Source organism: Bradyrhizobium sp. Ken51, assembly GCF_055807435.1.
This window is the reverse complement of the sequence record NZ_JBVVPB010000013.1, coordinates 43448-67485: the sequence shown is the minus strand read 5'-3', so window position 1 is coordinate 67485 and position 24038 is coordinate 43448. Positions and strand designations below refer to the sequence as shown.

25 protein-coding genes and 1 tRNA gene are annotated in these 24038 nt (G+C 64.1%); 21 read left to right on the top strand and 5 right to left on the bottom strand.

Translation table 11 applies throughout. The features are described from left to right. The first annotated feature begins 206 nt into the window (after positions 1–206). The 10 genes from AC0L27_RS21965 (at position 207) to AC0L27_RS21920 (ending at position 10009) form a co-directional block, all read left to right on the top strand. Entirely contained in the window at positions 207–1022 is an 816-nt protein-coding gene (locus AC0L27_RS21965) for a sugar phosphate isomerase/epimerase family protein (RefSeq protein ID WP_473320323.1), read from the top strand. A gap of 29 nt (positions 1023–1051) precedes the next feature. Next, complete coding sequence (locus tag AC0L27_RS21960; RefSeq protein WP_275172529.1) at positions 1052–2689, top strand: ABC transporter substrate-binding protein; 1638 nt, start codon at positions 1052–1054, stop codon at positions 2687–2689. 3 nt (positions 2690–2692) lie between these two features. Beyond that, positions 2693–3676, top strand: a complete 984-nt coding sequence (locus AC0L27_RS21955) for an ABC transporter ATP-binding protein (protein WP_354210006.1) — start codon at positions 2693–2695, stop codon at positions 3674–3676. Then, positions 3673–4665, top strand: a complete 993-nt coding sequence (locus tag AC0L27_RS21950; protein ID WP_354210005.1) for an ABC transporter ATP-binding protein — start codon at positions 3673–3675, stop codon at positions 4663–4665. Before AC0L27_RS21955 ends, AC0L27_RS21950 begins: the two co-directional genes overlap by 4 nt. Further along, positions 4665–5594 carry an ABC transporter permease gene (locus AC0L27_RS21945; RefSeq protein WP_219684331.1) on the top strand — a complete coding sequence of 310 codons (930 nt, stop codon included), beginning with the start codon at positions 4665–4667 and terminating at the stop codon, positions 5592–5594. The genes AC0L27_RS21950 and AC0L27_RS21945 overlap by 1 nt, the downstream gene beginning before the upstream one ends. Beyond that, positions 5591–6451, top strand: a complete 861-nt coding sequence (locus tag AC0L27_RS21940) for an ABC transporter permease (RefSeq protein WP_354210003.1) — start codon at positions 5591–5593, stop codon at positions 6449–6451. The genes AC0L27_RS21945 and AC0L27_RS21940 overlap by 4 nt, the downstream gene beginning before the upstream one ends. Positions 6452–6723: 272 nt before the next feature. After that, positions 6724–8574, top strand: a complete 1851-nt coding sequence (ilvD, locus tag AC0L27_RS21935; RefSeq protein ID WP_354210002.1) for a dihydroxy-acid dehydratase — start codon at positions 6724–6726, stop codon at positions 8572–8574. Positions 8575–8811: 237 nt separating this feature from the next. Next, the gene (locus tag AC0L27_RS21930; protein WP_354210001.1) at positions 8812–9138 is read left to right on the top strand and encodes a hypothetical protein; all 327 of its coding nucleotides are present in this window, start codon (positions 8812–8814) and stop codon (positions 9136–9138) included. A 287-nt stretch (positions 9139–9425) separates the two neighbouring features. Next, positions 9426–9515, top strand: a tRNA-Ser gene (locus AC0L27_RS21925). 158 nt (positions 9516–9673) lie between these two features. Then, positions 9674–10009 (top strand): hypothetical protein, encoded by a 336-nt coding sequence (locus AC0L27_RS21920; protein WP_354210279.1) that lies wholly within the window; start codon positions 9674–9676, stop codon positions 10007–10009. Between the two features lie 795 nt (positions 10010–10804). Here the strand turns inward: AC0L27_RS21920 and AC0L27_RS21915 are convergent. Beyond that, entirely contained in the window at positions 10805–10984 is a 180-nt protein-coding gene (locus tag AC0L27_RS21915) for a hypothetical protein (RefSeq protein ID WP_354210280.1), read from the bottom strand. A 522-nt stretch (positions 10985–11506) separates the two neighbouring features. On the opposite strand from AC0L27_RS21915, the gene AC0L27_RS21910 reads away from it, so the two are divergent. Continuing rightward, positions 11507–12262, top strand: a complete 756-nt coding sequence (locus AC0L27_RS21910) for a DUF7168 domain-containing protein (RefSeq protein ID WP_354210281.1) — start codon at positions 11507–11509, stop codon at positions 12260–12262. A 24-nt stretch (positions 12263–12286) separates the two neighbouring features. On the opposite strand, the gene AC0L27_RS21905 is transcribed toward AC0L27_RS21910, so the two are convergent. After that, entirely contained in the window at positions 12287–12493 is a 207-nt protein-coding gene (locus tag AC0L27_RS21905; RefSeq protein WP_007591053.1) for a hypothetical protein, read from the bottom strand. Positions 12494–12812: 319 nt separating this feature from the next. Here AC0L27_RS21905 and AC0L27_RS21900 point away from each other — a divergent pair, with 319 nt between their 5' ends. The 4 genes from AC0L27_RS21900 (at position 12813) to AC0L27_RS21885 (ending at position 16339) form a co-directional block, all read left to right on the top strand. After that, on the top strand, positions 12813–13109 hold the full coding sequence (locus AC0L27_RS21900; RefSeq protein WP_354210282.1) for a hypothetical protein: 297 nt from the start codon (positions 12813–12815) through the stop codon (positions 13107–13109). Positions 13110–13290: 181 nt separating this feature from the next. After that, entirely contained in the window at positions 13291–15324 is a 2034-nt protein-coding gene (locus tag AC0L27_RS21895; protein WP_354210284.1) for a VTT domain-containing protein, read from the top strand. Continuing rightward, the gene (locus tag AC0L27_RS21890) at positions 15324–16016 is read left to right on the top strand and encodes an endonuclease/exonuclease/phosphatase family protein (protein ID WP_354210286.1); all 693 of its coding nucleotides are present in this window, start codon (positions 15324–15326) and stop codon (positions 16014–16016) included. Before AC0L27_RS21895 ends, AC0L27_RS21890 begins: the two co-directional genes overlap by 1 nt. A gap of 131 nt (positions 16017–16147) precedes the next feature. After that, positions 16148–16339 (top strand): hypothetical protein, encoded by a 192-nt coding sequence (locus AC0L27_RS21885; protein WP_354210287.1) that lies wholly within the window; start codon positions 16148–16150, stop codon positions 16337–16339. 54 nt (positions 16340–16393) lie between these two features. On the opposite strand, the gene AC0L27_RS21880 is transcribed toward AC0L27_RS21885, so the two are convergent. Further along, a complete protein-coding gene (locus tag AC0L27_RS21880; RefSeq protein ID WP_354210288.1) occupies positions 16394–16618 on the bottom strand; it encodes a hypothetical protein in 225 nt (74 codons plus the stop codon). Positions 16619–16854: 236 nt separating this feature from the next. Between AC0L27_RS21880 and AC0L27_RS21875 the strand changes: the two genes are divergently transcribed. Next, the gene (locus tag AC0L27_RS21875; protein WP_354210289.1) at positions 16855–17172 is read left to right on the top strand and encodes a DUF1476 domain-containing protein; all 318 of its coding nucleotides are present in this window, start codon (positions 16855–16857) and stop codon (positions 17170–17172) included. Between the two features lie 18 nt (positions 17173–17190). Here AC0L27_RS21875 and AC0L27_RS21870 read toward each other — a convergent pair whose 3' ends face one another. Beyond that, positions 17191–17781 (bottom strand): TIGR00645 family protein, encoded by a 591-nt coding sequence (locus AC0L27_RS21870; protein WP_354210291.1) that lies wholly within the window; start codon positions 17779–17781, stop codon positions 17191–17193. Between the two features lie 150 nt (positions 17782–17931). On the opposite strand from AC0L27_RS21870, the gene AC0L27_RS21865 reads away from it, so the two are divergent. Next, complete coding sequence (locus tag AC0L27_RS21865) at positions 17932–18234, top strand: hypothetical protein (RefSeq protein ID WP_354210362.1); 303 nt, start codon at positions 17932–17934, stop codon at positions 18232–18234. Positions 18235–18908: 674 nt separating this feature from the next. Further along, positions 18909–19844, top strand: coding sequence for a septal ring lytic transglycosylase RlpA family protein (locus tag AC0L27_RS21860; RefSeq protein ID WP_354210293.1), 936 nt, complete (start codon positions 18909–18911; stop codon positions 19842–19844). Here AC0L27_RS21860 and AC0L27_RS21855 read toward each other — a convergent pair. Then, a complete protein-coding gene (locus AC0L27_RS21855; protein ID WP_473320315.1) occupies positions 19838–20794 on the bottom strand; it encodes an alpha/beta fold hydrolase in 957 nt (318 codons plus the stop codon). The genes AC0L27_RS21860 and AC0L27_RS21855 overlap by 7 nt on opposite strands. Before the next feature lie 151 nt (positions 20795–20945). Here AC0L27_RS21855 and AC0L27_RS21850 point away from each other — a divergent pair, with 151 nt between their 5' ends. From AC0L27_RS21850 to AC0L27_RS21840, 3 genes are read left to right on the top strand one after another with little or no spacing between them, the layout of a single operon-like run. After that, the gene (locus AC0L27_RS21850) at positions 20946–22208 is read left to right on the top strand and encodes a D-alanyl-D-alanine carboxypeptidase family protein (protein WP_354210295.1); all 1263 of its coding nucleotides are present in this window, start codon (positions 20946–20948) and stop codon (positions 22206–22208) included. Between the two features lie 2 nt (positions 22209–22210). After that, positions 22211–22897 (top strand): dTMP kinase, encoded by a 687-nt coding sequence (gene tmk, locus AC0L27_RS21845; RefSeq protein ID WP_275172549.1) that lies wholly within the window; start codon positions 22211–22213, stop codon positions 22895–22897. After that, positions 22894–23940 (top strand): DNA polymerase III subunit delta', encoded by a 1047-nt coding sequence (locus tag AC0L27_RS21840; protein WP_473320312.1) that lies wholly within the window; start codon positions 22894–22896, stop codon positions 23938–23940. Before tmk ends, AC0L27_RS21840 begins: the two co-directional genes overlap by 4 nt. Positions 23941–24038 lie beyond the last annotated feature (98 nt).

Here is a 24038-nt window from a genome sequence, read left to right as displayed (position 1 = left end):
TTCCGGATCACTACGGACTCGAACGCGCTTGATCCGCGCCCGGATGCATGCGTCTGCACGCGCCGCAATCGCATTGCCTGAATTCGATGCACGCGATCGCCGGGATGTCCACATCTCCTCAGCGCTTCGGAACCTGCATTTCACCGGCCTGTCGTTGAACTGGTCTAGCGCTGCTCCCGTCATTGTTGACGGCCGAGGAGCAAGTCATGTCGAAGCCGGTACTGGGCGCCGCATTGTCCATCAAATCGATCCCTGCGCATCGCGACTGGCTTCTCGAACGGCAGCGCGACCTCGAAATCCAGGATTTCTTTCGCGCGGATCTGCTCGATAGCGATTGGCGGAGCACGGCCGGCGAGATCAAGCAGATGCTTTCGGGCCATACCGGCCGGCTCGGCATCCACGGCCCGTTCTGGGGCTTCAAGATCGACAGCCACGATCCCATGATCCGTCAGGCGGTGACCCGACGTCTGCTTCAGGGGTTGGATGCCGCCGAGTTCCTCGGCGCGACGCAGATGGTGATCCATTCGCCGTTCACGACCTGGGACCACAACAATCTCGATCTCTATCCAGATAATCGCGTGAATATCGTCGAACGCGTCAAGGCGACACTCGCCGAGGTGATTGTGCGCGCCGAAACCATCGGCTGCGAGATCGTGATCGAGAACATCGAGGACAAGGATCCGCGCGATCGCGTGCGTCTCGCCAAGGCGATCGAAAGCAGCAAGGTGCGCGTCTCCCTCGACACTGGCCACGCCAACTACGCGCACATCTCCACCGGCGCGCCGCCGGTCGACTACTATGTCGAGACCGCCGGCGACATGCTGACGCATGTCCACCTGCAGGACACCGATGGCTTTGCCGACCGGCACTGGGCCCCGGGCGAAGGCAATATCCCGTGGGTGGCCGTATTCCGCGCGCTGGGCCGGCTGAATTCCAACCCCCGCCTGATCCTCGAACTTCGCAATCACGACGACGTCCGCGCCGGCGCAGCCCATCTCGCCGCGCTTGGTCTCGCCGAATAACCGCATCATCCAGGGCAGGGGTTCCCGTCATGAGCAAGCTTACCCGTCGCACCATTCTGAAATCAGGCGGCGCTGCCGCAAGCACACTGCTTCTGCCGCGTTTTGCCATCGCGCAGGCCGACAACCGTCCTTCGGTGACGATTGCCGTCCAGAAGGTGACCAATTCGAACGTGCTCGACGTGCTGCGCGAGCAGTCCAATGTCGGCGAGCGCGTGTTCTTCTCGTCGATCTGGGAAGGCCTGATCTCCAAGAACTGGCGCGGCAGCCTTGAGGCCGTGCCGGGGCTTGCCACCGAGTGGCGCCGTATCGACGACCAGACTGTGGAGGTGAAGCTGCGCCAGGGCGTCAAATTCCACAATGGCGACGAGCTGACGGCCGAGGACGTCGTCTTCACGTTCAGCCGCGAGCGTATGTTCGGCGAGACCGAAGCCAAGAGCCGCAGCACCATCCAGGCTTTCGAGAAGATCCCGACGCCGCGGCCGGGCAAGGAGCTGCCGCCTGATGTTCCGGCGGTTGCACGCCGGATCTGGCCGGATCTCGTCCGCGTCGATGCCGTCGACAAGTACACGGTGCGCTTCTACAACGCGACGCCCGACGTCACGATCGAGGGCCGGCTGTCGCGCTACGGCTCCGACATCGCGAACCGTCGCGCCTGGGCTGAATCCGCGAGCTATCTCGACTGGGCGCGCAAGCCTGTTACCACAGGCCCCTACAAGGTCGTCGAACTCAAGCCCGACGTGTCGCTGACGCTCGAAGCGCACGACGAATATTGGGGCGGTCGTCCACCGCTCAAGCGCATTCGCTTCCTCGAGGTCCCCGAGGTCGCGAGCCGCATCAACGGCCTGTTGTCGGGCGAGTACCAGTTTGCCTGCGACATCCCGCCAGACCAGATCGCCGGCATCGAGAAAAATTCAGCCTTCGAAGTGCAGGGCGGCACCATCCTCAATCATCGCCTGACCGTATTCGACAAGAACCACGCCCAGCTCGCCAATCCGCTTGTAAGGCGCGCCTTCACCCACGCGATCGACCGCCAGGCGATCGTCGACAGCCTGTGGGCCGGCCGCACCCGCGTCCCGAAGGGCCTGCAGTGGGAGTTCTACGGCGACATGTTCAATGCCGACTGGAACGTGCCGGCCTACGATCCCAAGCTGGCGCAGGACCTGCTGAAGCAGGCGAACTACAAGGGCGATCCGATTCCCTATCGCCTGCTCAACAATTACTACACCAACCAGGTCGCGACCGCGCAGGTGCTGGTCGAGATGTGGAAGTCGGTCGGCCTCAACGTCCAGATCGAGACCAAGGAGAATTGGTCGCAAATCATGGAACGCGCGCCGACGCGCGCGGTACGCGACTGGTCGAACTCGGCCGCCTTCAACGATCCGGTGTCCTCGCTGGTTGCCCAGCACGGACCCAACGGCCAGCAGCAGCAGATCGGCGAGTGGACCAATGCCGAGCTGAACACGCTTTCGGAGTTCCTGGAAACCTCGATCGACCGGGCCGCCCGCAAGAAGGCGTTCCGCCGCATGCTGGAGATCGCCGAGCGCGAAGACCCAGCCTATACGGTGCTGCACCAGAACGCGACCTTCACGGCCAAGCCGAAGTCGATCAAGTGGAAGGCGTCGCCGGCGTTCGCGATGGATTTCCGCGCCGGCAATTTCGAGGCTTGATCGGTGACGCCGCTGATCAGCATCAGGGACCTCAGTGTCGCCTTCCACGGCGTGCCGGTCCTGCGCGGTGTCGATCTCGCCTTGCACAAGGGCGAGGCGCTCGGCCTCGTCGGCGAGTCCGGATCCGGCAAGTCGGTGACGTGGCTTGCGGCACTCGGGCTCTTGCCGCGGAATGCCCGCGTTTCGGGCTCCGTTCGTCTCGAGGGTTGCGAGATCCTTGGTGCGCCGGCCGCCGAACTCGACCGTATCAGGGGCGGACGCGTCGCGATGATCTTCCAGGACCCCGCGAGTGCACTCAATCCCGTGCTGACCATCCGCCGGCAGCTCTGCGAGTCCCTGGCGCTGCATCGCGATCTCTCGGGCGGCGCGGTGAAAGCGGAAGCGCGGCGGTTGCTCGATCTCGTCGGCATCCCCGACGCGGCGCGCAGGCTCGAAGCCTATCCGCATGAGTTCTCCGGCGGCCAGGTCCAGCGCATCATGATCGCGATGGCGCTCGCCGGAAATCCCGACCTGCTGATCGCGGACGAGCCGACCACCGCGCTCGACGCCACCATTCAGGCGCAGATTCTAGAGCTGCTCTCGACCATCCGCCACGAGATGGGCATGGCGATGGTCCTGATCAGCCATGACCTCGGCGTGGTCGCGGAAAACTGCGACCGCGTGGCCGTGATGTATGCGGGCCGCATCGTCGAGGAGGGGCCGGCGAACCAGCTCTTCGCCGATCCCGTCCATCCCTATGCGCAGGGCCTGATCGGCGCGTTGCCTCCGCTCGACGGGCCGAGGCGCCGCCTGACCGCCATTCCCGGCACCGTGCCCGATCCCGCGAGGATGCCTGATGGATGCGCCTTCGCGCCGCGTTGTGCGCTCGCAGAGGCGCCGTGCGGCGTTGTGGCCCCAACCCTCGCGCCGATCGCGGCGGATCGCGCCGTTGCCTGCGTCCGCGCCGAGGCTTCGCGTCGCGCGCTGCTCGGGATGGCTGCCGAATGAGCAGTCCGCTCGTCGACGTTTCCGCGATTTCGCGCAGCTACAGCATGCGCTCCGGGATGTTCGGCCGAAGTGCCGCGGTTCATGCGGTCGATGGCGTGTCGCTGACAATCCGCAAGGGCGAAACGCTCGGCCTCGTCGGCGAGTCCGGCTCGGGAAAATCGACCACCGGCCGCATCGTGCTCGGCCTCGAGCCGCCGGATCAGGGCGAGGTGCGGTTCGACGGCAAGCCGATGGCCACGCCCGGAACGACCGCATGGCGTGCGCAACGCGCGCACATGCAGATGATCTTTCAGGATCCGCTGGGGGCGCTGGACCGGCGGTTGCCGGTCGCCGCCCAAATCCGCGAGCCCTTGGACATTCACGGCCTCGGTACGCCCCTCGAGCGCGAGGAGCGTGTCCGCGAATTGCTGCGCGCGGTCGAACTGACACCCGCACATGGCGCGCGCTATCCGGGTGCGCTCTCCGGCGGACAGCGCCAGCGCGTCGTGCTGGCGCGGGCGCTGGCGACAAAGCCGGATTTTCTCGTTTGTGACGAGCCGGTCAGCGCGCTCGACGTCTCGATCCAGGCGCAGGTGGTGAATCTGCTCGCCGATCTCCAGGCGCAGCTTGCGCTGACCCTGCTCTTCATCAGCCACGATTTGCGGGTGGTCCGGCAGATCAGCAATGTGGTGGCCGTGATGTATCTCGGCCGCATCGTCGAGATCGGGTGCGCCGATGATCTGTTCGCGCGGCCGGAGCATCCGTATACCCAGGCACTGGTTTCTGCATCGCCCGCGCCGGGTCGCCGCAGCGCAGGCCGCATCGTGCTGGCGGGCGATCCGCCGAACCCGGCGGCCCGTCCCCAGGGCTGCGCCTTCCATCCGCGCTGCCCGCGCGCGATCGCGCGTTGTGGCAGCGAGGTGCCGGCGCTGTCCAACGTCGGCGGCAACAGGCAAGTCGCCTGTCATCTCGTGACCGGGCCGCAAGTCGAGACGCGGGACGCGGCGTGATGGGACGCTATTTCGCCATTCGCATCGGACGCGCGGCGTTGACGATCGTGCTCGTCGTCACCTTCGCCTTCGTGGTGCTGCGTCTCTCGGGCGATCCTGCTTTGATGATTTTGGGACCGGAAGCACCGCCGGAGGTCCTCGCCGCCTTCCGCAAGGCGTGGGGCCTCGATGATCCCATCTGGTTTCAGTATCTCGACTATTTTGGCGCGATCGCCAAAGGCGAGCTCGGCCGTTCCATGCGTGACGGGCGGCCTGCGATCGAGCTTGTGCTGGAGCGAATACCGGCAACGCTGGCGCTGACGCTGCCGGCCTTCGCATTCAAGGTCGCGCTCGGCATTCCCGCCGGCATCTACGCCGCGCTGCATCGGGGTTCGGGAATCGACCGCGCGGTGATGATGACGGCGGTCGCCGGCTTCACCGTGCCGAGTTTTGTACTGGCGCTGCTGCTCGTGCTGGTTTTTGCCGTGCAGCTCGGCTGGCTGCCCTCGGGCGGGCAGGACAGCTGGCGTCACGCCATCCTGCCGATCGTGACACTCAGCCTTGGCGGCGCCGCGGTGCTGGCGCGCTTCACGCGCAGCGCCATGCTGGAGGTACTGGGCCAGCCCTATATCCGCACCGCCTCGGCGAAGGGCGTGCCGTGGCGAAAAGTCGTGACGTCGCATGCGCTGCCGAACGCGGCGATTCCGACCGTTACCATTCTGGGCTTCATGGTGGGCACGCTGATCGCGGGCGCGGTCGTGGTCGAGAGTGTGTTTTCGTGGCCGGGGGTAGGGCGCCTGCTCGTCGTCGCCGTCGCCAACCGCGACCTCGCCGTCGTGCAGTGCATTCTGTTGCTGGTGGCGATGACCATGGTCACCTCGAACCTGATCGTCGACTTCCTCTACGGCTTCCTCGACCCGCGGCTGCGCGCCAAAGGAGCGCATGCATGACTGACGCGACGCTGAAGGACACGTCTGTCCGCCGCCGCATGAGCTTCCCGGCGATCCCGGTCTCGGTCGCCGTCGCGATCGGCTGGATCGTCGCGATGCTGGTGATCGCGGCCTTCGCCGAGAAGATCGCCCCCTACGGCTATACCCAGCTCGACCTGCGCAATCGTCTCGCTACACCCGGCAATGTCGCGCACTGGCTCGGCACCGACGAGCTTGGCCGCGACGTGCTGTCGCGGCTGCTCGTCTCGATCCGCATCTCGCTCCTGATTGCGTTCGGCGCCACCGCAATCTCGGCCATCGTCGGCACCACCCTCGGCTTCCTTGCCGCGCATTTCCGCGGGCCTGTCGAGCAGCTCGTGCTGATGCTGTCCGACTTCCAGGCCAGCATGCCCTTCCTGATCATGGCGCTCGCGGTGCTCGCCTTCTTCGGCAACTCGCTGCCGCTCCTGATCGGCCTGATGGGATTCTTCGGCTGGGAGCGTTACGCCAGGATCGCGCGGGGACTTGCCATCTCGGCCAATGCGCAAGGCTATGCGGCGGCGGTCCGCCAGCTCGGCGCGACGCCGGCGCGGATTTACCTCCGGCATATCCTGCCCAACATCGCCTCGACCCTGATCGTCTCGACCACGCTGGTCTTTCCCGAGGTGATCCTGATGGAGTCGGGCCTGTCGTTTCTCGGCCTCGGCGTGCAGCCGCCGATGACCAGCCTCGGCAACATGGTCGGCTACGGCCGCGAGTACCTGACCCGGGCGCCCTGGATCATGCTGGCGCCGGCCACCACCATCGTGGTGACCACGCTGGCGGTCTCCGTGATCGGCGACTGGCTGCGCGACCGGCTCGATCCCGAGCTGCAATAATGCTTCTGCATGCCCGGCTTGTCCCGGCCATCCACGATCTTTTCCGCGGCATCAAGAACGTGGATGCCCGGGACAAGCCCGGGCATGACGGCTGAGATCGCCTGTGCTCCCGCGCCGGGAGCAGGGGAGGCCTGCGCAAGGCCGATCAGGCCCGGTCGGGCCCAAGTTCCCGTTGCGCGCGTTCCCCCCGTGCGCTATCCGGCCGGAAAGGCCTGAGGCGGCTTCGAAAAATTGCCCCGCCCGGCCAGCCAAACCCGAGGACGGAAACCGCCATGCCAGCCTATCGCTCCCGCACCACCACCCACGGCCGCAACATGGCGGGCGCCCGCGGCCTCTGGCGCGCGACCGGCATGAAGGATGGCGATTTCGGCAAGCCGATCATCGCGGTGGTCAATTCCTTCACCCAATTCGTGCCCGGCCACGTCCATCTGAAGGACCTCGGCCAGCTCGTCGCCCGCGAAATCGAGCAGGCCGGCGGCGTGGCGAAAGAGTTCAACACCATCGCGGTCGACGACGGCATCGCCATGGGCCATGACGGCATGCTCTACAGCCTGCCGTCGCGCGAGCTGATCGCCGACAGCGTCGAGTACATGGTCAATGCCCATTGTGCCGACGGCATGGTCTGCATTTCGAATTGCGACAAGATCACCCCCGGCATGCTGATGGCCGCGCTGCGGCTCAACATCCCCGCCGTGTTCGTCTCGGGCGGACCGATGGAAGCCGGCAAGGTCACCCTGCAGGGCAAGACCAAGGCGGTCGACCTGATCGATGCCATGGTCGCAGCCGCCGACTCCAAGGTCAGCGACGAGGACGTCAAGGTGATCGAGCGCTCGGCGTGCCCGACCTGCGGCTCGTGCTCGGGCATGTTCACGGCCAATTCGATGAACTGCCTCACGGAAGCGCTTGGCCTTGCGCTCCCCGGCAACGGCACGGTGGTCGCAACCCACGCCGATCGCAAACGCCTGTTCGTCGAGGCCGGCCACACCATCGTCGATATCGTGCGTCGCCACTACGAGCAGGACGATGCCTCGGTGCTGCCGCGCAATGTCGCGAACTTCAAGGCGTTCGAGAACGCGATGACGCTCGACATCGCGATGGGCGGCTCGACCAACACCGTGCTGCATCTGCTCGCCGCCGCCCATGAAGGGCAGGTCGAGTTCACCATGCAGGACATCGACCGCCTGTCGCGCCGCGTGCCCGTGCTTTGCAAGGTCGCGCCGTCGGTGGCCGACGTGCATGTCGAGGACGTGCATCGCGCTGGCGGCATCATGGGCATTCTGGGCGAGCTCGACCGCGCCGGCCTGATCGACACCTCGGTCTCGACCGTGCATGCGCCGACCATGAGCGACGCGCTGGAACGCTGGGACATCAAGCGCTCAAGGAGCGAGTCCGTCCGCACCTTCTTCCGTGCCTCGCCCGGCGGCATCCCGACCCAGGTCGCCTTCAGCCAGGAGCGCCGCTACGACGAGCTCGATGCCGACCGCGAGAAGGGCGTGGTCCGCAACCTCGAACACGCCTTCAGCAAGGACGGCGGTCTCGCCGTGCTCTACGGCAATCTCGCGCAGGACGGCTGCATCGTGAAGACCGCCGGCGTCGACGCCTCGATCCTGAAATTCTCCGGCCCCGCCCGCGTGTTCGAGAGCCAGGACGCCGCGGTCGAAGGCATTCTGGGCGGCAAGGTCGTTGCCGGCGAGGTCGTGGTCATCATCTACGAAGGACCGCGCGGCGGCCCCGGCATGCAGGAGATGCTGTATCCGACCAGCTATCTGAAATCGATGGGCCTCGGCAAAGCCTGCGCGCTCGTCACCGACGGACGCTTCTCGGGCGGCTCGTCGGGCCTGTCGATCGGCCATCTGTCGCCGGAAGCAGCCGAAGGCGGCAACATCGGTCTCGTCAGGACCGGCGATCGCATCGCCATCGACATCCCGAACCGCAGCATCACCCTTGATGTCTCCGACGAGGAGCTGGCCAAGCGCCGCGCCGCCGAAGAGGCGAAGGGCGATGCCGCCTGGCAGGCGATCGGCCGCAAGCGCAACGTCTCGACCGCGCTGCAGGCCTACGCTGCGCTGACCACCAGCGCCGCGCGCGGCGCGGTGCGCGAGGTGAAGCGGCGCTCGAAGTAACAGCGTCTCGTGCCGGCGTGATCGCAAGGATCGCGCATCGCGCATGGTCAACAAGTTCTGAACGGCCGGCGCAAGCCGGCCGTTTGCATTAAGGATGCCCCGACGAACTTCGGCAAGGCGAGGTTTTGCCGCGTATACTGATGCGACCTTCGCAAATCCATTTCGGGCAATTGGGGCACAACAATAATGTCTCGCACTCTCGCTGTCGTTTTCTCGACCGTCGTCGCTGCGATTTCCATGACGACTGCCGCTTCCGCCGGCTGCTACAATTGCTACACGCCGCCGCCGTGCACGACCTGCTATCAGCAGCAATATGTGCAGCCGCAATACCGCACCGTCGATGAGACCGTGATGGTGTCGCCCGGCTCCGTCGTGGCGCATCGCGCGCCGGCGCAGTACCGCACCGTGATGGTGCCGCAGACCGTGATGGTGGCCCCGCCGAGCGTCCAGTACGAGCGCATCCCGCCCCAATACGCCACGCGCCAGCGCGTCGAGATGGTCCAGCCGGGCTATTCGTATTACGCGCCAGTGCAGATGGGGTGTGCGTCCTGCGGCGGCTACTGAGCCAACCCAGCTACGATGAATTCCAAGCGGCGCTCCTCACGGGGCGCCGTTTTTCTTTTGCAGGCAGCAAACGAGACTCTGAGATGGGAGACGTACCCAACCGGGCCTCGCAACCGGCGATGCCTTGGGAGATGTCGCCACTATCCGGATGGCTGAGGCGTACAGGCTAAGGGAACAGGCTGACGCTCGCCTGACAGATCGTGTGCGGCGGAGGGGTTTCGGGTCCGGCGCCAACTTCGCGTTGCCTTGGGCCGTCGAGTGCGTTAAGCGACAGCCATTCCGGACTTGGAAGGGTGGCCGAGTGGTTTAAGGCACCGGTCTTGAAAACCGGCGTGCCCGCAAGGGTACCGTGGGTTCGAATCCCACCCCTTCCGCCATCTCCTAGTCCGATGGCGCACGGCGCGCAGGTTTTTAACGCCAGTCAAACGCGGGGAATGCGGGGATCAGAGCGGCCCTGCTGTGGTCATGCAGGACGGTGTGCTGGGAGTAGCTGCCGAACTTGTGGACTGGCCGCCCCGCCGCTACGATTTGCGGCATGGGACGGACCAAAAAGCTGATCGATTGCCACGACTGCGACCACCCGGTTTCACCGAGTGCGTCGGCCTGCCCAAATTGCGGCTCGAAGGTGCCGTTCGGTCCTCCCATTCTTCACCGCAAATGGCCCCCGATCTATAACGTCGAGGCGCGCAACGACCGCAACATGGTCGTCTTTGCCGGAACGCTGGGAGGCTTAGGCGCAGCCTATGGATTTGCGATAAGCGCGGGGCCGCTTAGCGCTGCGCTGCTGGTCACGTCGTGCAGCATGCTGGGTGTCTTGGCGGGCATCCCGCTTGCGGCGTTGTTCAACATCACGCGCCGGCTGTGGCGATAGCGACCTCCGGAGTCTGGGAAGTCCTAGCGTCGCTCCCGGCGCTCTGATCCGCAATTGATCGGCAGCCGGGAGCATGGGGGCTGGTGAGGAATCGGTGCCAGTTTTGCGCCCGAGTGACAATGCGGGCCACCTTGAATTCCGGTAGTCTTACGGAATCCTTTTTCGGAACACGGTGTTCTACTGTGAGAACACCGGCGAGATTTAAGTACCAGTTTGTAATTTGACCGGGATGGCCGCAGTGGGGGCTGGAACCACCCTGCGGCCTTTCGCTTTAGCGAAACCCATTTCTAATTTGAGCCGTACCGTCTCTGGGGCGAAGTCGGCGGAGAATTCGTGAGCATTCAAATGGCGTGCAGTCGTTGGGACATTCCGATTGCATGGAGATCGTCGAGCACCTGCTCGGGCGACTGAAAGATCTGGACCGGGAGTTAGCTGCGCGAGGCGCCAACCAGGCGGTAGGCTCATGGAGAGGCGGCCCCGGGTCGGAGGGGCCGGGGACTGGATAGACCGAGGCCGCTACGCGGGAGCCTTTTAGATCGTCTTCCGGTGTCCAATGGTCGGTGCGTATTTGTCCGCTCCAGGCTCAAGATGCTGAGGCCATTCAATTGCCGTGCAGAACAAGCCGCGTCGCTCGATTTCCCTGCAAGAGCTTCCGCGCGCAGCCTCGCTGGCAATCCGACAAAACGCGTGCCGGCTAGCCTATCTGCTTGCACCTCTTGGCGGATGAACTCGTGCATCCGCAGAATGAACTGGTCAGATAGGCCTTCGAATTCGCTCATGCCAGCCAATCGCGCGTCAGCCAAAGATATAGGCAACCAAAAAGGTGGCTGGCTGCCAAGCGATGAACCCAATCGCCTCCAGCGAAACAGCTGTGGCCAGGAGGGCTACAGCGCTGAAGGTGAGGGGAATGACGGGATCAAAAAAGTTGTGGGGCTCGTCTGCGTCTGCAGTTTGAAATGCGGTTCTATTGGACATTCGAATATTCCTCTATTTCGAGGTCATATCGAATTCGACGCTCCCAGCAAAACGTTCGCTGGGGTTAACCTGACCGCTAAACCTTAACAGTGGGTCCAGTCCCTTCAGGAATGTGTCGCGGCACAAAACCGATCGACGGCCTTGATCAGTGCGTCTTTCAATCCACCAGGCTGCTGCCGACTACTCAGCAAGCGCAGGGATCAAAGCCGGCTGACCGCAAGCTCGAAATACTGTGAACAAGACGCAGCCGCCAATGCCAAGGCGCCAACGCAACCTCGTTCGGCTTGTGGTGGTCTGCTCCCGACAGTGATTTGTCAGCTGCGGTGGAAATAGACGAGAACGTCGATTGTAGTGAAGCCTCGTCTCTGCATTTTATGGTCAGTGCGGCGAGTCGTGCACCGCACGTAGAAGGAGTGAGGTCCGTTCGAAAAAAGTCGAAGATCAATACAGTTGACAAGACACCCCTTCCGCCAGTCTATCCGACCGGGTTCTATCCGTCGGGCTTTCCCGGACAGGTAATCAGTGCATCAGACCTCTAATCCGGCCGCGCTCGACAAGCTGAAGCTCCGCATTCAGGCGTTGCGCGCCAAGACGATCGCAAATGGCTGCACCGAGGACGAGGCGCTGTCGGCGGCCGCCAAGGTCGCCGAGCTGCTGGATCGCCACGATCTGTCGCTCTCCGACGTCGAGCTGCGGGCGTCGCCGTGCGAACGGAAGGTCTACGAGACTTTTCGCAAGAAGCGAATTCCGCTGGACGACTGCATCGGCGCGATCGCTCGTTTCTGCGATTGTCGGGTCTGGCGCGAGAAGAGCGCGGCCGGCGAGAACCGCTATGTGTTCTTCGGTCTCGGCGCGGATGTCGAGGTCGCGCATTATCTGGCCGAATTGATCGACGGCGCCGTGCGCGCTGAACTCGGCCGCTTCAAGACCTCGGTCGATTACAGCAGGTTCCGGCACCAGGAGCGGCATCTGGCCAATGCCTCCTTTGCGCTCGGCATGGTGGCCTCAATCGCGGACAGGCTGCTGGCGATCAAGGCCAGTCGCGATCAGGTCAACGAAAGCACCGGCCGCGGGCTGGTGGTTCTCAAGACTTCGGTGGTCGATGCGGAGTTCGACAAGCTCGATCTGAAGATGCGGACCCAGCGCAGCACCAGCCGGATGGTGTCGATGACGGCCTATGAAGCCGGCGGCGCCGCCGGAGCGTCGCTGGCCATCAATCCGGGGCTTGGCAAGTCCCTCGGCGCTGCGCAGTCAAGGACCACTCCCGAAGGGAGCTGAACGCCGCGTCACCGTCATTGCAGTTCAGTCGATGGACTTCTCGAGCTTCTGGGCTGCCCGGAAGTCGTCCATGTGCTGCAGGTTCGGCCCGTACGCAGCCTCCTTGGTCAGCAGGTGATAGATGCGGGCCACGACGGTTTGCAGATGTTTCATGCGTCCGCGCGGCATCGCCCGGGCTTTGCAAAGGGCTCGGACCGCATGCGCTCGGAAATAATCAAAAGCGTCTGACATCGCGGACTTAACGTCCCGCTCGATGATTGGTTCTTGGATTGGTCCTTGGATTGGTTCTTGTTCGCGCGTCCCAAAACGCCTCGAGGAACGCTGTCGAATGGGAGAACTTAGCCCGGCACGAAGCTATGGGATGGGCGAAGTATGTTCTTCTTTTTCTCGAATCGGCTGGGATGCCTCGGCTCGCTGCTGGTCTCCGGGTTGATCACTCTCGCGCTGCTGTTCATGTTTGGAATCATTCGGTTCTAAACGCCCGCGCGTTCAGGAACCTGGCCCTCGCTGGCCTGTTGTTCGCACTCTGGTCCAGCCACGGAGGGCGCCCTTGGAAAGTACGATCATCGGAGAATTCGACACGCGCCGCGGCGCCGAGCTCGCGGTTGAGCATGTCGTGCAGGAATGCGGCGTGCCGCGAACCGATGTCTTCGTCCAGGCCGTCGGTGGCGCGAACACGTCGGGGACACGCCCGGCCGGTCCTGACGCCAAGGCCGCGCCTGCGCCGGAGGGGCACCAGAAGCTGGAAGGCCGGATCGAGGTCTCCGTGGATTTTCACGGCGATGCGCCCGAGAAGATTGCAGACGCCTTGAAAGGCGCCGGTGCAAAGTCTGTCCGAACCAAGTAGCGGCAATCGTGCGCTCCAGCATACGGGCGCAGCGCACGCGAGCCCCGGTCGTGAAGACAAGGAACCCGTTCAGCGTTCAGCGCGTTTAGACGCGAATGCGAATGGCGAGGTTGACCTGCTTCAGAGCTCATCGACCCTGATCCCCGGCGACACCGTCTGGCGGCGGTGCGAGGCGCGGCGCGTGGCGGTTCTGAACGATGCGGCCGCTTATTTCGCGGCCCTGCGGCAGACCCTGCTGCAGGCGCGGGACCTCATTTATATCGTCGGCTGGGATATCCATAGTGAGACCAGGCTGGTCGGAGAGTCCGGGCGAGCGGAGGATGGCTTGCCGGAACAGCTCGGCCCATTTCTGCGCGCGCTTGTCCAACGGCGTCCCACCTTGCGGATCAACATTCTGGTCTGGGACTTCGTCTCGTTCTACGCGTCCGAGAGGGAATGGAATTCCGCGGCCAAATTTACCGCCGAAACCGATGGCCGGGTCCGTTTTCACCTGGATTCCACGCTTCCATTTGGTTCGGCCCAACACCAGAAGATCGTCTGTGTCGACGGTTCACTGGCGTTCGTCGGTGGGCTCGATCTGACGATCAGGCGCTGGGACACGAGTGATCATCGCGCTGATCACGCATCGCGCTGTGATCCCCAGGGCAAGCCATACCTTCCGTTTCATGATGTTCAATGCATGGTCGACGGGGACGCGGCGGCGTGGCTGTGCGAACTCGTGGAGCAACGCTGGCGCGCGGCAGGCCAACAGATTGACGATCGGCGCCCGCTGAAGAGCTTGCGTTGGCCGGCGAATGTGCCGGTCGAGGCGGAGCATATGCCGGTCGGTCTCGCCAGGACCGAGGTGGTCTGTCCGGCAGGTTCGACGCTCCGGGAGGTCGAACGCTCGTTGATCGCAGCGATCCGGTCCGCGACGAGCTTCGTGTACATCGAGAACCAGTTCACCAGCGCGACCAAGATCGCGCGCGAACTGGCGGAGCAGATGCTGCGCGTGCCTTCGCTTCGGGTTCTGGTCGTCACGCCAAAACTGCATTCCTCGTGGCTGGAATCCCAGGCCATGCAGAACGGCCGGGGTGACTTCATCGACTGCTTCAGTTCGGCCGGCATCGCCGATCGCATTCGCTTCGTCTATCCGGTGTCGGGGAATGGGGATACGGAAGCGGCCGTGATGGTGCACAGCAAGCTCATGATCGTCGACGATCGGATCTTGCGGATCGGTTCGGCCAATCTAAACAATCGATCGATGGGTGCCGACAGCGAATGTGACCTGATCTTTGAAGCCGCCTCAAGCGAGCACCGGGAGTTCATCGCCTCGGTCCGCCGTCGCCTGATCGCGCATTTCTGCGGTCTCGATGAACAGGCCGTCGCGGAAAACGACGATCGTCTTTTTGCGCTCCTGGACGACGTCTCGAGAGCCGGTGGGACGAAGGCGCTGCGAGACGTGGAATCCTCAGTGCTGACCAGCACTCTGGCCACAATGGTTCAGCCGGTGGCGGACCCGGAGCGGCCTCTTCATCTGGAGCGGGCGGCATCTCGCATGTGGAACACGAAGACGATCATCGGGGTGGTATCGATTGCCGTGGCGCTTTTTGGCCTGGCGATGGCCTGGTCGTACACGTCATTGAGCGATTTCGCCGACGCAGGCCGGATGTCGAAATTGCTGTCTGGCTACGCGCAGTCCATCTGGGGGCCGCCATTCGCGATTGCAGCTTTCGTCGTCGGCGGGCTGGTGGTTTTTCCGGTTCTCGTGCTCATTGCGGCAACTGCTGCCGCGCTAGGACCGTGGTTAGGCTTCGTCACCGCCATGACGGGCGTCGTGCTCAGCGCCTTTGTCCTGTTTGCGATCGGACGGGCACTCGGCCGCGAACGCCTGCAGCGATTGCTTGGACGACGTACCGCGCGCATCCAGGAACGTGTTGTCGGCAAGGGCATCCTGGCCGTCGTCGTCATCCGGATGATTCCGATCGCGCCGTTCTCGGTGGTGAATGTCGTGGCTGGCGCCAGCACGCTGCCTCTGCGTGACTTCCTGGTCGGAACGCTGCTTGGCATGACGCCCGGCATTCTCGCCATGGCAGTTTTGGGGGCTCAGATCGCAGATCTCGCCAGGAATGCGTCCTGGGTCAACATATTGCTGCTCGCACTGGCGTTCCTGGGCTGGCTCGCGATCTGCGCAGGCGCGCAATTCGTCGCGACGTGGCTCGCCGGGAGGCGCTGATGCGCTTCATGACGTGGAATGTGCACGGCACCTTCAATCTCAATCCGAAGTTCGATCTGGAGGGTATCTGCTCCATCATTCGCAAATGGGCTCCCGATGTCGTCGCGCTTCAGGAGGTGGATTCGCGATCGCGATCAGACGATCCGTTTGCCAAGCTGGCGAGCGTCGTCGGCGATCACCGTGTTCACGCCAAGTCGATCGTCACGGCGGATGGCGAATACGGCCAGACGCTCCTGAGCCGCTTTCCATTCTCCGGCCCGCCCGAGATCGTCGACGTGTCGTATCGTGAGCGGGAGCCGCGCAGAGCGATCGCCGCGGGACTACTGACGCCGGTCGGCGATGTCCGCGTGGTCGCCACGCATCTCGGCTTGAGTATCCACGAGCGCCATGCGCAGGCTCAGGCACTGGTGAGCCTGGTGAGACCTGGAAGGACCGTCGTCCTCGGGGATTTCAACGACTGGTTCTGGATCAAATCGGTGCGGCGCGTGCTCGCGCAGGCCTGTCCAAACCGTACGCGGCTGCGAACTTTCCCGTCGCATTTACCCCTTCTGCGGCTTGACCGCATCTACGCAACATCCGACAGCCCGATCGGGAAAGTCTGGACCGATGAAGGGGCGAGGGCCTATTCAGACCATTTGCCCGTTATTGCGGACATCGAGATCTCCGCGGAGCCAAATGCATCGTCAGCGTGATAAAAAAGTGCTTTCTGCAGAAGCACTTGGCTACTGTGCATGGGGTTGTTTTCGCCCATTTATGCAGTCGGCCCACAGTGCTGCCCAGCGGGACCAAGGGAACTCTTTCCTCACCGCCGCGTTATCTGGCCATGACGGAAGACATTTCCTACCGGCGCAAGCCCTTGACCCCCGAACAGCGGCAGGCGCGTGATGCGACACGCCGTATCGAAGCCGAAAAAGCCATGCGCGATCATGAAGCGGCGCAGAAGGCGTTTTATGCCAACAAGGAACGGCTGAGGGCCGAACGGTTGGCACGTGAACAGATGGAAGCGAAGGGCTGACCGCACGCGGTCGCCCCGTCAAATCAAAGATGGCCTTGTCCGCGAGCGCCGGCCTCAGTGCCGGTGAGGGACGCGCGTCACACTCAACGCCTGCTTCAGCGCCTGAACGGCACTTGCGAACGGTCTGCGCGGCGATTGCGCCTCGATCGCTTCGGCTGCGATGCGACAATCCTCTGCAACCTTGAGCAACCCGCTTCGCGCGAGGTCCATGGTGGAGAGGTCTGCCTGCTCCAGGCAGACCCGTTCAAGTCGTCGAAACTCCCGCAGCTCTTTGTTCATGCGTCAGCTCTCGATGTCCCCGCGCCATGCGGCACTGAGTCTGCTTAACGAATAGTAAACATCTCAGCCTAGCCGAGCTGGCTGTCGTAGAGCTGGGGGGTGCCTTGGACGCGCCCAGCAGGCTTGACGGCGTTTGGCTTCCGCCGGAAGCTTCACATAATCCTGACGTGAACCACGGAGACGTTCGCTCCCAGCCAGTCCGATCCCGATCAGCGAAAACGACAATGGAGCTGACCATGACCACGTTCGATAAACGCGAGCAGGGCTTTGAGGCCAAATTCGTCCACGACGAGGAGCTCATGTTCAAGGCCACGGCCCGGTCCAACAAGCTGCTCGGGCTCTGGGCCGCAAGCCAGCTCGGCCTCAGTGGCGATGCCGCGGCCGGCTACGCGACGGCGTTGGTGACGGACCATCTGGAGAACCAGACGATGGACGAGATCCTCGACAAGGTGTCAGGCGATCTTGCCGCCAAGGGCGTCGCGCGCGAGCAGGTCGCAGCCAAGCTTCAGGAATGCCTGCACCAGGCGTTGCAGCAACTCGAAGCGGACAAGTAGCAAGCCGGCCCTCGGGCCTCACTCCGCATGCTTGCGCGCCCCGGAGTCACTCAGTCGATCGACGTAGGCAATGCCGATCGCCGAGACGACGAAGGTGAGGTGGATCAGCACCTGCCACATCACACCGATCTCGGTAAAGCCGGCGCGGTCCGAGCCGAGATTGCCGGCCTCGATGAAGGTGCGCAGCAACGCGATCGAGGAGATGCCGATGATGGCCATGGCGAGCTTGATCTTTAGGACGCTGGCGTTGACGTGACCGAGCCATTCCGGCTCGTCGGGGTGGCCCTGGAGCTCGAGCCGCGAGACGAACGTCTCGTAGCCGCCGACGATCACCATCACGAGCAGGTTGGAGATCATCACCACGTCGATCAGCGCCAGAACGCTCATCATGATCTGCTGCTCGGTGAGGTCGAGGGCGTGCCAGGAGAGATGCCAGAGCTCCTTGAGGAACAGCGCGATGTAAACGCACTGCGACACGATCAGACCGAAATAGAGCGGCAGTTGCAGCCAGCGCGAGCCGAAGATGACCATCGGGATCAAGCCCAGGCGCGGCAACGGCAGGCGCGGTTCGGTGCGGAGTTCGGATTTGGGTCCAGGCTCAACCGACATTCAGGCAGCATCCTCGCATCGGGGTCATCTCGCTTGCATGTAGCCCGACAAGGTGGCGGGTGGAAGACGCGAGGCCCTCCGATGACCGTACCGTTTCGTGCTACCGTGCCGAGCGGCTATCGTGCGACGGCCGGGATCGGGAGGCGGGTGGTGTCTTGCGGGGTATCTTGGAGCAGCTTCGGCAAATGGCCCGGCGCGATTACGCTCGCGGCTGCGATCCTGCTCGGCTGCAGCGGTGCCGAGGTATCGGCCACGCCGCTGACGCCATTTCGCTACGAGGCGCAGGCGCAGCGTCATTGCCCCCACGACCGGGTCGTCTGGCTCGATTTCAGCAAAGGCGTCTACTACGGCAAAGGCCAGAAGCGGTACGCCCAGGGTTTCGACGGCAGCTTCGTCTGCCTGAGCGAAGCCCGTGACAGCCTCTATCGACGTTCGCTGCTTGGACTGCGGTAAGGGTATTTGTCGGGAAGTGCTGGGGTGCTCAGGCGAAGGCCAATGCCACGAGGCTGGAGCACAGCAGGACCAAACCACTGGCGGTCAATGCCAGGAAGCCATCGGATACGAGGTCATGGTTGCGCATGGGACACCTGCCGCTCTCGTCTTGGATGCTCGATCGGATCGATTAAAAATGGCCGAACGCGCCGTCTTGAAAGGGTGATGCTTGCCGTCCGCGCGAGTGCCTCAGGCCCTCGTGCGGTAACCTTCAAACGCATGGGCCAGGAAGATCCCCGCGCTTACCAAACCCATCAGTGCCGAAACCGTCTCGATCATCGTCTCATTCCATTCCGCCCTGCACGCGAGAAAACGCGGGCGGCCTTGCACAGTCAAAAGAATTCCAGTGAGCGGCGCGACAATGGGGGTGGAGTGAGGATTTGGCGCAACAGAATGTCCGGCCATGGCACAGAGCAGGGTGCCCGCGCTCCGTATTTCAACGGGGCGAACGCATACGCCCCGTTTACCATCCCGGCGTGATCGCTGTGGGCTCCCCATTTCCGCCGTGTTCGGGTTGCGTTATCGTTACCACTCCGACGCGGTGGTGGGCCGCCTCGGAGCAAAGGACCGGACAGCGCTGCCCCGTAGACAAAGCGGGTTAGGTACGCCTCCCGGCAAAGTGGTATTTGGGGCGAATGGGGATCCGACGGTCAGATTCGGTTTTGCAGGCCGCGCGCGGTGTTGCGGCGGTCGCGACCTGCCTTGCGCTCGCCAATTGTGCGTCCTCCAACAAATTCGCCAGCCGGGTCGATCCGAAATACGGCGTGTCCTCGAGCCCCCGGGTCGTGGCTTTGGGTGATCCGGTCCCGAAGGGCGGCGGCGCCTACCGCGTCGGCAAGCCCTATGTGGTGGGTGGCCGGACCTATGTGCCCGAAGAGGACGTCAACTACCGTGCCGAGGGCATGGCGTCGTGGTACGGCGACGATTTCCACGGCCGTCTGACCGCCAATGGCGAAGTGTTCGACATGGGTTCGCTGACCGCGGCGCATCCGACCCTGCCGATGCCGTCCTATGCGCGGGTCACCAACGTATCGAACGGCAAATCGCTGATCGTCCGCGTCAATGACCGCGGGCCCTATCACGGCAACCGGCTCATCGACGTCTCGAACAAGGCCGCCGAACTGCTTGAATTCAAAGGCAATGGCATCGCCAAGGTCCGTGTCGAATATGTCGGCCGGGCGCCGCTGGAAGGCTCCGACGACCGCCAGCTGATGGCCACCTTGCGCACCGGGACCCCGGCGCCGTCACCCTCGATGGTCCGTGTCGCCTCGGCGAGGCCCTTCGTGCCGGAGCTGCCATCATCGAGCCGCGGCGCCATGCGCGGCGAAGTTCCGACGCCGGAGGGACGGCCCTACAATCTCGGCAACACCTCCGCCGACATGGCTTCGCTCAGTGCGACCTCGGAAATGTCGGCCTCGAGCCGCAACCGGGGCCGGGCGCTCCAGAACTCGCGCGCCGTGTCCTATGACGGGGACGGCCGCTATGCGACCGAGAGCGCACCGTCCGGCGCCTACGCCTCGGACGGCGCTGCCGAGGCCCGCGGCATCCTGAGCGGTCGCGGCCTCTACTGAGCCGCGCTTTCCTTCAAGAAACTCACCAGCGCCGCATTCACCTCGTCGGGCCGCTCCTGCTGGACCCAATGGCCGGCGCCCTCGATGATCAGCTTTCGCTTCAGATTGGGCAGCACGCGCTCGAGCTCGTTGACGCGCTTGGCTCCGATCAGGCCGGTGATGACGGCGTCTTTTGAACCGGCAATGAAGAGCGAGGGCTGGTGGATTTGCGCATCTTGCCAGGGCGCCGTCAGCTCCCAATTGCGGTCGAGGTTGCGATACCAGTTCAGGCCGCCACGAAAACCGGATTTGCGGAAGGTTTCGGTGAAATAGGCAAGGTCAGTCTCGCTGAGCCAGGCCGGCAGAGGCTCCTCCGGATTGCCGTGGCCGAGGAATCCCTTGCCCTCCAGCACGAACATGGCCGCGGAGGGATCGGCAAGGCCGCGCCCGCCGAGCACGATGCGCATGGTGCGCGCGACGTCATGCTCGAACTCGGCTTCGGCAACGCCGGGCGCCTGGAAATACTGCCAATAGAAATTGGTGATGCCCCCCTGGCGCAGAAGGTCGAGCGGCTTGCCGCGGCCGCGGAACGGCGGCGGCACGCTCAGGCCGGCGACCGCCGTGAAGATGTCGGGCCGGAACAGCGCCGCGTGCCAGGCCACTGGCGCACCCCAGTCGTGGCCGACCACCATGGCCTTGGTTTCACCAAGCGCCTGCACGAGGCCGACGATATCGCCGACGGTGTCGAAGATCGAATAGGCCGTCGCCTCGGGCGGCGCTGAGCTCTGGCCATAGCCGCGCATGTCGGGAGCGACGACGCGAAACCCGGCCTGCGCCAGCGCCGGGATCTGGTGGCGCCAGGAGTAGGAGAGTTCCGGCCAGCCGTGGCACAGCATCACCAGCGGCCCCTGACCGGCTTCGCGGATGAACAGGTCGATCCCGTTGGCCTTGATCACGCGGGTGGAGGACATCGCTTTTCCGCCTTGTTTCAGGGGTTTGGTCAGAAAATCTGAGGTGCCACGATAGGGGCGGGACGAGAATCGTGCAATCTCGGGACAAGCGGCCACCCCGTGTTGTTCGCACCGGTCCCAACTGTTAGAACGCCGCTCTCAGGGCTTGGCCATGGAATTTCACCTTTCCTCGTTTGGGCGCAGCCGGTTCACCCCCGGAGCGCTGGCGCGTGGGTTGATCGCGACGGCCCTGGTGGCCGCCATTGGCTGGAGCGGGGCACTCTACGCCGCCAACCAGAGCGTCCAGGGCGCCAAGAAAACGGATGATTCCGGCTTCGACGGTGACGCCCCGACTGCGATCCTGATCGAGGCCTCCAGCGGCAGCGTGCTGTTCGAGAAGAACGCCGACGAGCTGCGTGCACCCTCCAGCATGATGAAGCTGATGACCGCGGAGGTCGTCTTCAACGCGATCAAGAAGGGCGACATCAAGCTGACCGACGAATACCGGATCAGCGAGAATGCCTGGCGCAGGGGCGGCGCGCCCTCCGGCGGCTCGACCATGTTCGCCGCGATCAACAGCAAGGTCACGGTCGACGATCTCCTGCACGGGGCGATCATCCAGAGCGGCAACGATGCCTGCATTGCGCTGGCCGAAGCCATGGCGGGCAACGAGCGGATTTTCGCCGCCGACTTCATGACCAAGCGCGCCCGTGAACTTGGCTTGACGAAGTCGACCTTCGGCAATTCCAACGGCTTGCCCGACCCCGCCAACAAGATGACGGTGCGCGAGCTCGGCATCCTTGCCCGGCACATCATTCTCGACTTCCCCGAATTCTACAAACTGTTCGGCGAGAAGGAATACACCTGGAACAAGATCCGCCAGCCCAACCGCAATCCGTTGCTCAATTCCATGGAAGGCGCCGACGGTCTGAAGACTGGCTACACCAAGGAAGGCGGCTACGGCATGGTCGGCTCGGCTGTGCAGAATGGCACGCGGCTGATCGTCGTCATCAACGGGCTGGATGACCCCGACGATCGCGCCACCGAAGCCAAGAAGATGCTGGAATGGGGTTTTCGCAATTTCGAGACCCGCACGCTGATTGCGGCCGATCAGCCCGTCGGCTACGCCAAGGTGTTCGGCGGCGAGAGCCGCTCGGTGAAACTGGTGGCGAAGACGCCCGTGAAAGTGATGGTGCACAAGAACGGAAGCGACAAGCTGATCGCGCGCGTCGTCTATAGCGGTCCGGTGCGCGCGCCGATCGAGGCCGGCCAGAAGGTCGGGCTGGTCAGGGTCTGGCGCAGCGGCAACATCGCGGTGGAGACGCCGGTCTACGCCGCTGACGCGATCGGCACCGGCTCGACCGTGCGTCGCGCGATCGACGGCGCCAGCGAGCTCGTGATCGGCATGTTCCGCGCGGGCGCCGAGAAGCTCTGATCATGAGTGAAAGCGCGGTAAAGTGGCCGTCCGGACGCGGGCGTTTCGTCACCTTTGAAGGCGGCGAGGGGACGGGCAAGTCGACCCAGATCAAGAAGCTTGCCGATCGTCTCAAGGCAGCCAGGATGCGCATCCTCGTCACGCGCGAGCCGGGCGGCTCGCCGGGCGCCGAGATCATGCGGCATCTGGTGCTGTCAGGCATGGGCAAGCTGCTCGGACCCGAGGCCGAGACGCTGCTGTTCGCGGCCGCCCGCGACGACCATGTTCGCACCGTGATCCAGCCCGCGCTCAACCAGGGCACTTGGGTGCTGTGCGACCGCTTCGCCGACTCGACGCGGGCCTATCAGGGCAGCCTCGGCCAGGTGCCGGCGGCGCTGATCAACGCGATGCAGCGGGTCACGATCGGCGATCTCAAGCCGGACCTCACCATCATTCTGGACCTGCCGGTCGAGATCGGCTTGCAGCGCGCGGCCGCGCGCCGCGGCAGCGGCACGCCAGACAGGTTCGAGGCCGAGAAGCTCGGTTTCCATCAGGGCCTGCGCGAGGCCTATCGCAAGATCGCGGCGGACGAGCCCGCGCGCTGCGTGCTGATCGACGCCAATTCCGATCCCGAGACGGTTGCCGGACGCATCTGGACCGCGCTGCGTGATCGCCTGCTTCCGACGCCTGCATCGGTGGTGTCCATATGAGCCCGCGTCAGACCGAGCGCGAAGCTGCCATGTCTCATCCGCGCGACACGAGCGTTCTGTTCGGCCATCGCGAGGCCGAGACCGCGCTGCTCGCCGCCTATCGCAGTGGGCGCATCCCGCATGCCTGGCTGATCGGCGGGCCGCAAGGCATCGGCAAGGCGACGCTGGCCTATCGGATGGCGCGCTTCGTGCTCGCTCACAGCCAGCCGCTGGCGCCTTCCGTGCAGCGCGCCGAAGACCTCGCCATCGATCCTGATAACGCCGTGGCGCGGCAGGTTGCAGCGGGTTCGCATGGTGGCTTGCTGACGCTGGAGCGCACCGCCAACCACCGCGGCGTGATGCGCACCGTGATCACAGTGGACGAGACGCGCGAGACGATTGGCTTCTTCGGCTCGACAGCAGCGGCCGAAGGTTGGCGCGTCTGCATCGTCGACACCGTCGACGAGCTCAATCCGAATGCCGCCAACGCGCTATTGAAAGTTCTCGAGGAACCGCCGCAGCAATCGCTGTTCCTGCTGGTGAGCCACGCGCCGGCTCGCGTCCTCGCCACGATTCAGTCGCGCTGCCGCAAGCTACGCCTGCGTGCACTCGCAACCGACGATGTGATTGGTGCAGCCGCAACCGCTGCCGATCTCGACCCGAATGATCCGGCGTTGCGCGAGGCGGCAGAGGCGTCCGAAGGCAGCGTCGCGCGGGCGCTGACGCTGCTCGGCGGTGACGCCCTGAAGCTCCAGCAACGCACGGCCGCGCTGCTGGCGCGACTGCCGCAGGTCGATCCGCGCGAATTGCACACGCTCGGCGAATCGCTCGGCACCAGCGACCGCGTTGCGCTTGCCGCCTTCATCGACGGCATCGATCGCTGGATCGCGGAACGCCTGCATGCCGACGAGGCCAATGCCAACCAGAATCTGCCGCGCCTTGCGCGCCTAGCTGAGGTATGGGAAAAGATCGTCCGCGCCGCGCGCGACACCGAAACCTACAATCTGGAGCGAAAGCCCTTGGTTTTCTCGGTGTTCGGCTGGCTGGCGGACGCAACGCGCTAGAGCATGATCCGGAAAAGTGTGCAGCGGTTTTCCGATGGGATCATGCTCAAGACAATAAACTAACGCAGGTTCGTTTCCAAATTTCGAGAAGCCGGTAA